Source organism: Bacillus yapensis, assembly GCF_005280205.1.
Classification (GTDB): domain Bacteria; phylum Bacillota; class Bacilli; order Bacillales; family Cytobacillaceae; genus Robertmurraya; species Robertmurraya yapensis.
In genome coordinates, this window is record NZ_SUND01000018.1 from 50,414 (window position 1) to 63,435 (window position 13,022).

Consider the following 13,022-nt stretch of genomic DNA (forward strand, 5'->3'; position numbering starts at 1 on the left):
TTTTTGTCGAAAATTGTCTAGCAACTAGAAGGAATGGTATTCAAAAGGAAAGGAAGTAGAAATGTCACAACAAGAACAATGGAAATCAAAAATCGGCTTCGTTTTAGCAGCAGCGGGGTCAGCTATTGGTTTGGGAGCCATCTGGAAATTCCCTTACGTCGCAGGAACGGGTGGAGGAGGAGCCTTCTTCCTAATTTTCTTAGCATTTACACTCGTTTTAGGAATGCCTTTATTATTAGGAGAATTCATGATTGGAAGAATGGGTCAAAGTGATCCGATTCAAACCTATAGCAAACTAGCATCAAGTCCGAAGTGGAACTTTATTGGAAAAATTGGTGTTTTTACAAGTTTCATACTTTTATCATTTTATAGTGTTGTCGGTGGATGGATCATCCTTTATATTCTCAAGATTTTGAGCGGTGGATTATCTGGTTTGACGCAGGACCAGTATGGGCAGATGTTTGGGGAGATTATCTCTGAACCATATTCAACGATTTTTGCACAGCTTGCATTCATGCTCATTACGATTTTTGTTGTTGCCCAAGGGGTGCAAAAAGGAATCGAGCTTGCAAGTAAAGTGATGATGCCAGCATTACTTATTCTTTTTATCACATTGGTGATTCGTTCGTTGAGCTTAGATGGTGCGATGGAGGGTGTGAAATTCCTACTGGTACCTGATTTTTCAAAACTGACATCTGAGAGTATTTTATTTGCACTAGGACAAGCGTTTTTTACCCTTTCATTAGGGGTTTCGGTCATGCTTACATATGCCTCTTACTTACCAAAGACGCAAAACCTACCTCAATCTGGTATCTCTATCATTATCTTAAATGTTGTTATTGCTTTATTAGCAGGCTTGGCCATTTTTCCAGGTGTATTCTCGTTTGGACTCGAACCAAATGCGGGACCTGTGTTAATTTTCTCAGTTTTACCAGCAGTCTTTAGCCAAATGCCATTTGGGATGCTGTTCTTCTTGGCGTTCTTAATCTTATTCTTATTTGCTGCCTTAACATCAGCATTCTCGATGATCGAAATTATAGTGGCGGCTGTTACGAAAAATGATGCGAGTAAGCGTAAAAAGACAACTTGGATAATTGGAATTCTTATTTTTATCGTCGGAATCCCGTCATGTCTATCTTATGGCGTGTTAGCAGACGCAAAACTATTTGATAAGACGATATTTGACCTGATGGATTATGCTGTAAGCAATATTTTAATGCCATTAGGTGCCTTATTAATTTCAATTTTTGTCTCAAGGAAAATACCAAAAGCAGAATTGTTTGCAGAATTAAAACAGGGCTCGAACGTCGGATACACGTTCTTTTCAATCTGTTATTTTTCCTTAAAATACATCGTCCCAATTGCGATCATCGTTGTCTTTATCGATGCGGCAGGAATATCCGATTGGATTTTAGCTCTATTTAACATCTAGGAGGGAATAAACATGACATCAATGAACGATATACAAAAATTATTTCCTAGCATGGACGGAAATGACGGTCAAAGAGAGGACGTATTGTCCCACTTTAAGACGATTTTAACAAAAATCGATGCGTTAAAGGATCCGAACAAGTTAACGTTAGGAAAAATGCCGGACTACACGGAAGATTACTATAATCGTGTGATTCAAAAAGCAAATGTCCCGAAAATGGGCGTGCCGATGGAGGAAGTCATACAAGAGCTTCTTAAATTGGTAGAAGGACATCGTTACGTCAATCGAAACTATGTAGCCAATGCAGCTCCTCTACCAAATATTGCAAGTATTATCGGAAATCTAGTTATGGTGCTCGTTAATGGCAATGGACTGTGGGATGTAGAAGGCCCAGCGGCTGCAACAGCAGAAGTCGAAGTAACAAGTATGCTTTCTAAAATGATCGGCTACGACGAAAATATCAGCACAGGCTACACAACTTGGGGTGGACAAGGGGCTGTTTTTAACTCCTTACGCCTTGCGATTGCTCGTTATGCACCTGCTTCAAATCAAACGGGTGTACCTGAAAATCTCTATTGCTTCTGTTCAGAGCTTTCACACTACAGCCTTTATAAATCTGTAGAAGCGACTGGAATTGGCGTCGACCACATGATTCGCGTCAAGGTTAATGACGATCATTCTATGAATCTAGAAGATTTAAAGGAAAAAATGGAGCTTGTCATCGCAAAAGGCGGAGTTCCTCTTTATGTCCTTGCGACAATGGGTACAACCGATACATTTGGAATTGACGATCTTGCTGGAATCAAGAGCTTAACCGAGGAATTGGAACGAAAGCACGGCTTAGATCCAGTCTATATCCATGCTGACACGGCTATGGGTGGGATGTATACCTTCTTTAATGAGTATGACTTTGAAAGAAATCCTTTAAGTCTAGAAGGCAGTGTTTGTGACGTATTAAAAACGTATCAGCAGAAGTTCAAACATATCAATCTTGCAGATAGTATGGTATTCGATTTTCATAAGCTTGGACAAACACCATATATCACGAGTCTATTTTTAATCAAAAATCGAGAAAACCTGAAGTATGTGGATTTAGATGCGGATGAAACTCCGTATGTTGGAAATCGTGGCTACGGTAGCTATCATACGGGGTACACACTCGAGTGTTCTCGAATGGGTAGTGCTATGGCGATTTATGCTTCACTATTAGCATTTGGTGTGGAAGGCTATCAAGAGCTGTTAGCGAACTATATTCGCGTCAATATGGCTTTTAGAGAGAAGTTAACAGAAGCGGTGCCGAGTGTAGCCATAACAAACGAAGTTTCTCCGATTACCACATTCCGTTTTTATCCTGAAACGGTGAAATGGAATGACGAATTGAATGGCCGTTTAACAGCTGAAGAAATAACAGAGATTAATCAATTTAATGATGACTTTGCAGAAGTTATTGGTGCTGAGCGCGATACCGTCTTTTTTGGAAATACAAAAAAACAACGTCTCGTGGCAGCAGCAAATTCTAGCAAACAAATATCTGTTTATGCGCACAAATTTTTCTCGATTTCACCATACACAACAATGGAAGAGGTCGACCGCTATGTTGGTTTCTTAAAAGAGCATCTAGAATTTTTCCTGAAAACTCGAGAACAAGTGCTTGTATACTAGATAGGGAAGAGGGATAAGTGATGAAAAAGTTAAAACAGCTATCATTTACGCTAAAAACGATTCTTTTAACGACCATTTTAATGCTACTAATTGGAGTTATTCTACTTGTTAGTAGTATCGAGATTCAAAAAAGCGTCTTAGAAAAAGAAATGGAAAATCAAGCGATGACTATCGCGAATCAATGGGGAGAAAAAATTAAGCTTGATTTAGTTGAAAAAGCGGCAGAAAACCCTAATACGAATGGCCCTGATCAGAAGAAGCTTATTGAGTTTTTTGATTCCATTTCAGAAAATAACCCGATGGTTGCGCAAGGGTATGTCCTTGGAACTGATCTCCAAGAAGGAAACCAATCGGTCATTATTTCAACACCACGTCATATGATTGATGCGTTAGCTGAATTTGATATCCATATTGGGGATCTGTATGAACAGCCACCGTTAATCGTGGATGAAATCAAAAAGCTTGTAGAAACAAAGAAACCAACGTCAACGGAAGTGTATGAGGATGACTTTGGAACATGGATCACAGTACTTTACCCGATTAGTAACAGCTCAGGTGAAGTGTATGCCTATTTCGGTGTTGATGTAGATGCAAGCATGGTAACGGAGGGAACAAGTCGATTCCTAATGAATTCACTTTTCATCCTAATTCCTTTACTGATTGTGTTTGTGCTAGTGCAAATTTTTGCGATTCGTAAAAATGCTCAGCCATTGAAGCACTTAAGTGTAGGAATTGACGAAATGAGAAATGGCAACTTAGATATCAATTTACCAACTCGAGAAGATGATCTTGGAAAAATGAACGAGGCCTTCAACGATATGGCTTTAGAATTGAAACAAATGATTAGCAAAATTGGTGAAACGTCTACAACTGTTTTACAATCATCAGGTCTTGTAAAACAAGTGACGGATCAATCGATGGATGCATCTACTCAAGTGAGTGATAACATTAAGCAAATGACAAATGAAACTCAGGTCCTTGAAACCTCTGTCATGGAATCATCTGCAGCGATTGAACAAATGGCAATTGGAATTGGTGAAATCGCAAGTTTCTCACAAGATATTGCTCAAGTATCAAAGGATATGGAATCATTTGCACACGATGGATTAACGTCTATTCGAAGTGTAGTAGCGCAAATGGATACGATTAACGAGACAGTAGAAAAATCCAGTCAGGTTGTGAGTTCTTTACAAGAGCGCTCAGATGAAATTAGCAGCATTCTAGATGTCATTACAGGAATTTCAGCACAGACCAACTTACTTGCGCTAAATGCAGCAATCGAAGCAGCTCGCGCTGGTGAGCATGGAAAAGGATTTGCGGTGGTCGCACAAGAGGTTCGAAAATTGGCTGAGGAATCATCTAAATCAACTGAAAGAATTTCTAAGATTATTGAGGAGATTCAAGTAGAGACAAGCAAAGCTGTATCTGCAATGGTAGTCGGTACGAAAGAAACACAAAAAGGAACAGAGTACGCACATGCTACAGGACAACTTTTTGAGAAGATTAAAGCGTACACGGATCAAATCTCATCAAAAATCGAAAGTATTTCTGCTTCTTCACAGGAAATCTCAGCCGGCGCTGAAGAGGTATCTGCAACATCTAAGGAATTAACGGCGATTGCAAGCAACAATTCTGAGTTCACACTAGAAATTGAAGCAAGCACGCAGGAACAAATGGAATCCATTAGCCAATTGTCTGATGCGGCTCAAAAATTAAACAAATTAGCGAACGAGCTACAGTCGATGGTGACTAGATTTAAGGCGTAAGATTTTAGTAGCCTGGTTCATGGAGACAACTTTTCTATGAGTCTAGAGCTCAGTGTCCTCATGCTGGCTGCATGAGGACACTTATCATAGGAATCCAGTGATAGATGTCTTTATGACGCGCTCATGGGGACAACTTTTGAAAGAATCCGGTGATTAATGTCTCCATGACCGCTTCATGCGGACACTCTTTATAGAAATCCGGTGATTAATGTCTCCATGACCAGTTCATGGGGACATTGTTTATATGTACCCAGTAGTCAATGTCCTCATGCTCGCTGCATGAGGACATTTTTCACAAAAATCCCGCGATTATTGTCCTCAATACCGGCTACCTTCATAGAAACGCCTCTACCACATCTCTTCGACATTCCATGACAAGTTCTAGGTTATTTAGCTAGGAAATTACAAATCATTAAAAAAATGAGATAATGCCTTTAAAGTGAAAAAACGAAAAGGGATTGATCGTATGTTTTCTCTACAAGAAATTCGTAGCTTGAATGAGCTTGAGCTGGCTGTTTATAATTACGTCATCTCCAATATTGAAAAAGTCAATCATATGAGTATTCGAGAATTATCAGAAGTCACGCATGTCTCAACCACGACAATTCTGCGTTTTTGTAAAAAGATGAATACGGATGGATTTACAGAATTTAAATTCAAACTCAAAATGTATAAAGAAAGCCAGGAGCAATCTTTTCCGACTGAAGATGCTTCCCATATGATCGACTTTTTTAAGAAGATTAATAACGATGAATTCGATAGTTTATTGAATCAGGCTGCCGAACTGATCGTCAATAAAAATAAAGTAATCTTTTTAGGTATCGGTTCTAGTGGAGCACTAGGAAAATATGGGGCAAGATTTCTTTCAAACGTCGGTAAGTTTGCCCAGCATTTGGATGATCCGTTTTATCCTGTGCCTGATGGCTACTATGATTCATCGGTTACGATTGTCCTGTCCGTATTTGGAGAAACAGAAGAGACGTTGAAGCAAGTAAGTCGTTTTAAAAGTATGTCTTCAGCCATCATTAGCATTACGAACTATGAAACGTGTACCTTAGCGAAACTATCTGACTTGAACATTGCCTATTATATGCAATTTATGAAAGTGAAAAATGAATATAATATTACTTCTCAGGTTCCTGTCGTGTATATTTTAGAAATGATTGGAAGAAAGGTTCAAAGGCTACTGGAACAAAGAAAAACCAAATAACCATGACTGCTTGTTTTTTTTATGTAACATTTTTTAAACACCGTAACAAGTTTTTTTCGCCATCCAACGTAGTGACTCACGTATTTTTTCTTTCTACAATATACGAAAGCGGTTTCGCAATTGAGCATGTAGGAGGAGACAGAAATGGTAGGTTTTCCAAAGGATTTCTTATGGGGTGGAGCGGTAGCAGCTCATCAACTTGAAGGCGGCTGGAATAAGGGTGGAAAAGGGGTCAGCATTGCAGACGTGATGACTGCAGGCAGACATGGTGTTCCTCGCCAAATTACAGATGGAGTAGTGGAAGGCTACAATTATCCGAATCATGAAGCGATCGACTTTTACTCAAGATATAAAGAAGATATTAAACTATTTGCGGAAATGGGATTTAAGAGTTTTCGGACTTCCATTGCTTGGTCAAGAATCTTCCCGAATGGGGATGATGACCAGCCGAATGAAGAAGGCTTGCAATTCTATGATGATTTATTTGACGAACTATTAAAATATAATATTGAACCCGTTGTTACACTTTCGCATTTTGAAATGCCTTATCATCTTGTAAAAACATATGGTGGCTTCAGAAATCGCAAATTGATTGATTTCTTTGTTATATATGCTGAAACAGTAATGAAACGGTACAAGCATAAAGTAAAGTATTGGATGACCTTTAACGAAATCAATAATCAATCCGATACAACGCATGATTTACATATTTTCACGAACTCTGGCATCCTTTTTCAAGAAGGGGAGAACAGGGAAAAAACGATGTATCAAGCAGCTTTGTATGAGCTCATCGCAAGTGCAAAAGTGGTGAAGCTTGGTCACGAAATCAACCCAGAATTTCAAATTGGCTGTATGATGGCCTATGTTCCAATATACCCTTATTCTTGTCATCCTGAGGATATGATGGAATCGGTTGTGGCGATGCGGAACCGATGGTTCTTTAGTGATATTCATGCTAGAGGGGAGATCCCTACGTATATTAAAAAATATTGGGAGCGTAACGGCTACGATATCGAATATACAGAGGCGGATGAAGCGGTATTGAAAGAAGGCACTGTTGATTATATCGGCTTTAGTTATTATATGTCCGGTGTTGTCAGCTCTCGTGAAGTTGAGGGAAGCAGCCAATCAGGTGAGTTCAAACATATTGTTCGAAACCCTCATGTGAAGGCTAGTGAATGGGGCTGGCAAATCGATCCTGTCGGGCTTAGATACACATTAAGTGTCGTATATGAAAGATATCAAAAACCATTATTTATCGTTGAAAATGGTTTTGGGGCACGAGATGTGATTGAAGCGGACGGCTCAATTCAAGACGACTATCGCATTCAATATTTAAAACAGCATATAGTGGAGATGGAGAAGGCCATCAATATTGATGGTGTAGAGTTAATCGGATACACACCTTGGGGCTGTATTGATATCGTCAGCTTCGGAACAGGTGAAATGGAAAAACGCTATGGCTTCATCTACGTGGACAAAGACAACAATGGTCATGGGACGCTAGAAAGAAAAAGGAAAACATCGTTTGAATGGTACAAACAGGTTATTGAAACCAATGGCAAGGAATTATGCTTAAAAGACAAAGTCTTTTCTCGTCAATAAATTACTGAAATAAACGCGTGTCGACAGTCTTTCAGTTTGTTTTGAAGGGCGTCCGAAGAAGGAGGAATACATTCTATGTTTTCCAAACGTCAAAAGGATATATTTTCAGTATTATCGAAGGTAAATGAATCGATTACCTCAGAATGGATTGCAAAAGAAATAGGTGTCAGTGATCGGACTGTTCGAAATGAGATTAAGCTAATTCAGCAAAAATCTGCCTCTTTTGGAATCGTAATAGAATCTTATAGGGGTAAGGGCTATTCGATGAAAGTATTGGACCAACAGCTATTTTCATCAGCCGTTGGTCAAGTATCTGATGAAGCGGATACGACCATAGTGAATTATGCCGATCAGGAAAACCGTGTTCTCTATATGCTGACGAGGTTATTGTTAGTAAAAGACTTTATAAAGATTGAAAAGTTCTCCGATGAACTGTTTGTATCGATTTCAACCGTTCAAAACGATCTGAAAATCGTGCGCTCGATCTTAAAGAAATACAATTTAAAATTGACGACTCGACCTTACTATGGAACAAAAGTAGAAGGGGACGAGTATATGAAAAGGCAATGCCTGTCCAATTCAGTCTTGAACCGTAAGCAAGACCCTTTTGTGGACAGTGATTCTTTTCAGCTATTAGATCAAGAAGTTTATGAAAATGTAAAAAAGATTTTGATAGATAAACTGATCACCTACAAAATTGATATTTCGGATATTTCCTTAACCAATTTGGTTACCCATATTACGATTGCTTGTAAAAGGATTGAGGAAGGCTGGATCATTGAGCATCTTGAAGATTGGATCATTCAACAATATCCATTTGAACAGATGGTAGCAAAGGAAATTATTGCAGAGGTGGAGCGTTTTACTGGCCTTACGTTTCCTACGTCTGAAATGGATTACATCATTATTCATTTATTAGGAACGAAATTACTAAATGAAAAAGAATTACAGGAAATCAATGATCATGATGAGGTTGGAAAAATTGTCAATCTCATTCTCGAAAGGCTCAAGAATGAATTGAATTGGGATTTTAGGGATGATATCGAGTTTATTCAAGCCCTAACGCTTCATATTCGCCCTGCCATGAATCGATTGAAATACAAAATGAATATTAGAAATCCATTGCTCAATGATATTAAAACAAAATATCCGATTGCATTTGACGGGGCAGTAATTGCCAGTAAATGTATTGAAGAGTACTTAAATCTAGAAATTGTCGAGCATGAGATTGCTTATATTGCCCTTCATATCGGTGTTGCTCTAGAAAGAATGAAAACAAGAAAAAATGAGCTGAAAAAAGTGCTAGTGGTTTGCGCTTCTGGCGTAGGAAGTGCAAGGCTTCTTTACTATCGTTTGAAAAACCATTTTGATCATAGTATCGAAATCGTGGATACGATTAATTACTATAATTTAGTTTCCTATAATCTTGCATCCGTTGATTTAATCATTAGCACCATTCCGATTCTAGAAACTTTGCGGGTTCCGGTACTAGTCGTAAATCCATTTTTAGACGATAAGGATATACAAAAAATCAATGGTTTTTTAAAGAAGAGCTCATATCAAGTCGAATCTTATTTGAATTCATCAAGAATCTTTTTACAGCAGGATTTGCAAGATAAGGAAAGTGTTATCGAGTTTCTATGTAATGAGCTGTATAACCAGGGGCTTGTTCCTGCTGATTACGTAAACCTTGTGTTAGAAAGGGAATCTTTGGCACCAACTTGTTTTGGGGACCTAGTAGCGATTCCTCATCCGATGACGCCTGTTACAGAGGAAACATTCTGGACGATTTGTACATTAAAAAAGCCAATTCAATGGCACGAAGATCAAATGGTCCAATTTGTTTGCTTACTAAATATTAGAAAAGGCCCAAACAGTGACCTTGATCAAATGTATCAAAACATGATTGCTATTTTAGACAATCGAATGCTGATTCAAAGACTGATCGAAAGCAAAAACCAGAACGAAGTAATAAGCTTGTTAAAAGAGAAATAGAAGTGAGTTCTTCTACACTTGTGTTCTGAATAAAATAAATAATGAGAAAATTGACCTAAGTTTTTCCGTTGAGCAACGGAAAAACTAAAACTTAAAGTAAAGCGCTTACATGTTAAACTAATATTATAGGATCCTTTATAATATTTCAGTTCAAAATCGCAACTACAGTTCACGAACCGGGGATGATACGTTTGAGAAAATGGGTAGTAAACGCTGATGATTTTGGTTATTCAAAGGCAGTTAATTATGGAATTCTGGATGCCCATAAATACGGAATCGTTACATCAGCGACTTTAATGGCAAATATGCCGGGAGCCTTTCACGCAGCTCAACTTGCAAAAGAGTGTAAAGAGCTAGGTGTGGGTATTCATTTAGTATTAACCTGCGGAAGTCCAGTAAGAGATGATGTCCCATCTTTGGTGAATAGTGAAGGAACCTTCCACAAATTATCGGATATCGAGAAGCATGCATCTCTTGAGGATGTGAAAAAAGAACTGACCAGTCAAATCGAATTATTTTATTCTCTTGGTTTGACACCTACTCATCTTGATTCACATCATCATATTCATACAATGAAATCATTTTATCCAATTGTGAAAGAGTTAGCCGAAACATATCAACTGCCGATTAGAAGTGCAGGGAATGCAGATCGGAAGTTACATCCAATTGAGTATTTGTGTGCAGATTTCTATGGAAGTCATTTGACTGTGGAAAACACTTTAACTCTTTTTGAAAGTTTATTAGATTTTGAGACTGTCGAAATTATGAGTCATCCGTCATTTATTGATAATGCTTTATCAGCGGGTAGTTCGTATAGTAAGGAACGCCTTAATGAACTAGATATCTTAACAGACCCGTCAATTGCTTCATTTTTTGAAGAAAAAAACATTCAGCTCATCAACTACAAAGATTTCGCAAATCAGATTAAGAGTGGAAGGAATGAATAAAATGACAACAATTTCTGAAGAGACTATTTTCCAAATCATTCTTCACGGTGGCGATGGAAAGAGTCATGCTATGGAAGCAATTGCGTTAGCCAAAACCGGAGATATTGAAGGTGCTGAAGCTAAATTAAAAAATGCAGAAGAGGCGCTTAACCAGGCTCACCGGATTCAAACTTCTCTGATCCAAGAAGAAGTTAGAGGGAACAACGCAACAATCTCTCTTCTTATGGTACATGCTCAAGACCATTTGATGAACTCGATTACTGTTAAAGATTTAGCTAGAGAATTTGTAGATATGTATAAAGTCATTTTGAAAAAAGGTTGATCAATATTTTTTGAAAGGAGTGGTTCACCTAAAAAAAAGTGAAAAATTTATCTGTTTTGTAACCGCTTTCTTACGTCGCAGAAATTATCAAGGGGGAGTTAACGATGAAAAAAATTCTATTAGTATGTGCTGCAGGAATGTCAACGAGCCTATTGGTTAACAAAATGAAGGATGCTGCAAACAAACGAGGAGAAGAAATCGATATTTTTGCACTTCCAATTTCAGAATCAAGCTCAGTGATTGACGAAGTAGATGTCGTGCTATTAGGACCACAAGTGAGATTTCAAAAAGCACAGGTTGATTCTATGGTAAAAGGACGTGTTCCTGTAGAAGTAATCGAAATGCGTGCCTATGGAACGATGGATGGAGAAAAGGTTCTAAACAGAGCATTTGAACTCATTGGAGAATAATTAGGTAAATGCCTAGATAAAAAGGAGCGAAAAACTATGGGGTTTATGGCTGGCTTTGAAAGAGGAATGGAAAAAGTTCTTGTTCCTATCGCAGCAAAATTAAATTCACAAAGACATGTTGTTGCCATTCGTGATGCATTCATTTTAGCATTTCCAATCACGATGGCGGGTTCATTAGTTTTACTATTAAACTTTGCGATTTTAGCACCAGATGGTTTCCTTGCAAAAATATTATTCTTGCATAAACTGTTTCCTAATTTAGCTGATTATCAACAAGTATTTACTCCAGTTCTAAATGGTTCGACAAATATTCTCTCGATGTTTATCGTGTTCCTGATTGCCAGGAATATAGCCATTGCATTAAAAGCGGATGAATTATTGAGTGGGATTACCGGTCTATCTACTTTCTTTATTATCTATCCTCAATATTTAAACGTGGAAGGTGCAAACTATCTTTCTACACAATGGGTAGGGGCACAAGGTTTATTCGTTGCAATTATCGTCGGTTTATTAGTTGGAGAGCTCTTTAGTAGACTATCCAAATCTGAAAAACTTCAGGTTAAGATGCCTCCATCTGTACCGCCAGCAGTTGCAAGAACATTTAAGGTATTATTCCCGATCATTATCATTACTTTGATTTTTGCGATTGGTAACGCGATCATCAATGCACTCTATGAAGATGGTTTGCACCAATTCATTTATACGGTGTTACAGACTCCGTTGAAAAACATAGGTGATAGTGTTATTTCCTTAGTCATTTTAGCCGTTGTTTCAAACTTATTATGGATCTTCGGTATCCATGGTCCAAACACAATTGCTGCGATTCGTGAAGGGATGTTTGCTGAAGCAGGTATTGAAAACTTAAACTTTGTTGCAGCGAATGGTACAGCTTGGGGAGCTCCTTATCCAACAACATGGGCAATCAACGATGCATTTGCCAACTATGGTGGATCAGGGATGACATTAGGTCTTCTTATCGCGATTTTCCTAGTTTCAAAAAGAAAGGATTACCGAGATATCGGTAAACTATCAATCGCACCAGGTTTATTCAATATCAATGAACCAATCATTTTCGGTTTGCCGGTTGTATTAAATCCAATCTTGATTATTCCATTTATCTTAGTTCCAGCAATAAACATTATCATTGGATGGACAGCGATTCACTTTGAGTGGATTCCACCAATTGCTTATTCTGTACCATGGACAACACCTGGACCAATATTAGCCTTCTTAGGAACAGGTGGTAACTGGTGGGCCTTGATTCTTGGGTTTGTTTGTTTAGCTGTCTCTACTCTTATCTATATGCCATTTGTTATGGCGGCTAATAAAGCGGCTGCAATTGAATCTGATAATATTACTACTACAAAAAGCTCAGAGCTAAACGCCTGAAAGGGATGATTTACAATGAATCAACATAGAGTAAACGTTTTTTGTGGGCAAATTAAATTTTTACATGAATTTATCGACAATTTTAGTGATGAAACAGTGAGAGTAAATGTTGAGCAATTGAATAAAATCGACATGAACGTCACTGTAGAAACAGAATTATCGGGAGAAGATACGGTCAAGTATTTGAAAGAACTGTTGAAAAATTCTCCAATGGGAAGTGCTCTGCATTTTTCCGTGAAATTACAATAATGATTTTGGAGAATGGGAGTCCTGATTATCAGGCC

Annotated in this window: 11 protein-coding genes; all 11 read left to right on the plus strand. The window is 38.1% G+C overall.

The window, feature by feature from the left end:
* Positions 1 to 61: 61 nt before the first annotated feature.
* Positions 62 to 1,432: a sodium-dependent transporter gene (locus FAR12_RS18905; RefSeq protein ID WP_126410337.1), complete on the plus strand. Its 1,371-nt coding sequence runs from the start codon at positions 62 to 64 to the stop codon at positions 1,430 to 1,432.
* A 21-nt stretch (positions 1,433 to 1,453) separates the two neighbouring features.
* Positions 1,454 to 3,094 (plus strand): pyridoxal phosphate-dependent decarboxylase family protein, encoded by a 1,641-nt coding sequence (locus FAR12_RS18910; RefSeq protein WP_126410381.1) that lies wholly within the window; start codon positions 1,454 to 1,456, stop codon positions 3,092 to 3,094.
* A gap of 626 nt (positions 3,095 to 3,720) precedes the next feature.
* A complete protein-coding gene (locus FAR12_RS18915; RefSeq protein ID WP_425456202.1) occupies positions 3,721 to 4,860 on the plus strand; it encodes a methyl-accepting chemotaxis protein in 1,140 nt (379 codons plus the stop codon).
* A gap of 466 nt (positions 4,861 to 5,326) precedes the next feature.
* Positions 5,327 to 6,070 (plus strand): MurR/RpiR family transcriptional regulator, encoded by a 744-nt coding sequence (locus FAR12_RS18920; RefSeq protein ID WP_126410339.1) that lies wholly within the window; start codon positions 5,327 to 5,329, stop codon positions 6,068 to 6,070.
* Positions 6,071 to 6,214: 144 nt separating this feature from the next.
* Positions 6,215 to 7,675, plus strand: coding sequence for a 6-phospho-beta-glucosidase (locus tag FAR12_RS18925; protein WP_126410340.1), 1,461 nt, complete (start codon positions 6,215 to 6,217; stop codon positions 7,673 to 7,675).
* Between the two features lie 75 nt (positions 7,676 to 7,750).
* Positions 7,751 to 9,670: a BglG family transcription antiterminator gene (locus FAR12_RS18930; protein WP_126410341.1), complete on the plus strand. Its 1,920-nt coding sequence runs from the start codon at positions 7,751 to 7,753 to the stop codon at positions 9,668 to 9,670.
* A gap of 191 nt (positions 9,671 to 9,861) precedes the next feature.
* On the plus strand, positions 9,862 to 10,617 hold the full coding sequence (gene chbG / locus FAR12_RS18935) for a chitin disaccharide deacetylase (protein ID WP_126410342.1): 756 nt from the start codon (positions 9,862 to 9,864) through the stop codon (positions 10,615 to 10,617).
* The gene (locus tag FAR12_RS18940) at positions 10,610 to 10,939 is read left to right on the plus strand and encodes a PTS sugar transporter subunit IIA (protein ID WP_425456200.1); all 330 of its coding nucleotides are present in this window, start codon (positions 10,610 to 10,612) and stop codon (positions 10,937 to 10,939) included. Before chbG ends, FAR12_RS18940 begins: the two co-directional genes overlap by 8 nt.
* A gap of 104 nt (positions 10,940 to 11,043) precedes the next feature.
* Entirely contained in the window at positions 11,044 to 11,349 is a 306-nt protein-coding gene (locus FAR12_RS18945; RefSeq protein WP_126410343.1) for a PTS sugar transporter subunit IIB, read from the plus strand.
* Between the two features lie 36 nt (positions 11,350 to 11,385).
* The gene (locus tag FAR12_RS18950) at positions 11,386 to 12,738 is read left to right on the plus strand and encodes a PTS sugar transporter subunit IIC (protein ID WP_126410344.1); all 1,353 of its coding nucleotides are present in this window, start codon (positions 11,386 to 11,388) and stop codon (positions 12,736 to 12,738) included.
* A 15-nt stretch (positions 12,739 to 12,753) separates the two neighbouring features.
* Positions 12,754 to 12,987, plus strand: coding sequence for a hypothetical protein (locus FAR12_RS18955; protein ID WP_126410345.1), 234 nt, complete (start codon positions 12,754 to 12,756; stop codon positions 12,985 to 12,987).
* Positions 12,988 to 13,022: the final 35 nt, after the last annotated feature.

Coding starts and splice junctions, on each gene's coding strand:
- FAR12_RS18905 (WP_126410337.1), top strand. CDS start 62: ATGTCACAACAAGAACAATGGAAATCAAAAATCGGCTTCGTTTTAGCA.
- FAR12_RS18910 (WP_126410381.1), top strand. CDS start 1,454: ATGAACGATATACAAAAATTATTTCCTAGCATGGACGGAAATGACGGT.
- FAR12_RS18915 (WP_425456202.1), top strand. CDS start 3,721: ATGAATTCACTTTTCATCCTAATTCCTTTACTGATTGTGTTTGTGCTA.
- FAR12_RS18920 (WP_126410339.1), top strand. CDS start 5,327: ATGTTTTCTCTACAAGAAATTCGTAGCTTGAATGAGCTTGAGCTGGCT.
- FAR12_RS18925 (WP_126410340.1), top strand. CDS start 6,215: ATGGTAGGTTTTCCAAAGGATTTCTTATGGGGTGGAGCGGTAGCAGCT.
- FAR12_RS18930 (WP_126410341.1), top strand. CDS start 7,751: ATGTTTTCCAAACGTCAAAAGGATATATTTTCAGTATTATCGAAGGTA.
- FAR12_RS18940 (WP_425456200.1), top strand. CDS start 10,610: ATGAATAAAATGACAACAATTTCTGAAGAGACTATTTTCCAAATCATT.
- FAR12_RS18945 (WP_126410343.1), top strand. CDS start 11,044: ATGAAAAAAATTCTATTAGTATGTGCTGCAGGAATGTCAACGAGCCTA.
- FAR12_RS18950 (WP_126410344.1), top strand. CDS start 11,386: ATGGGGTTTATGGCTGGCTTTGAAAGAGGAATGGAAAAAGTTCTTGTT.
- FAR12_RS18955 (WP_126410345.1), top strand. CDS start 12,754: ATGAATCAACATAGAGTAAACGTTTTTTGTGGGCAAATTAAATTTTTA.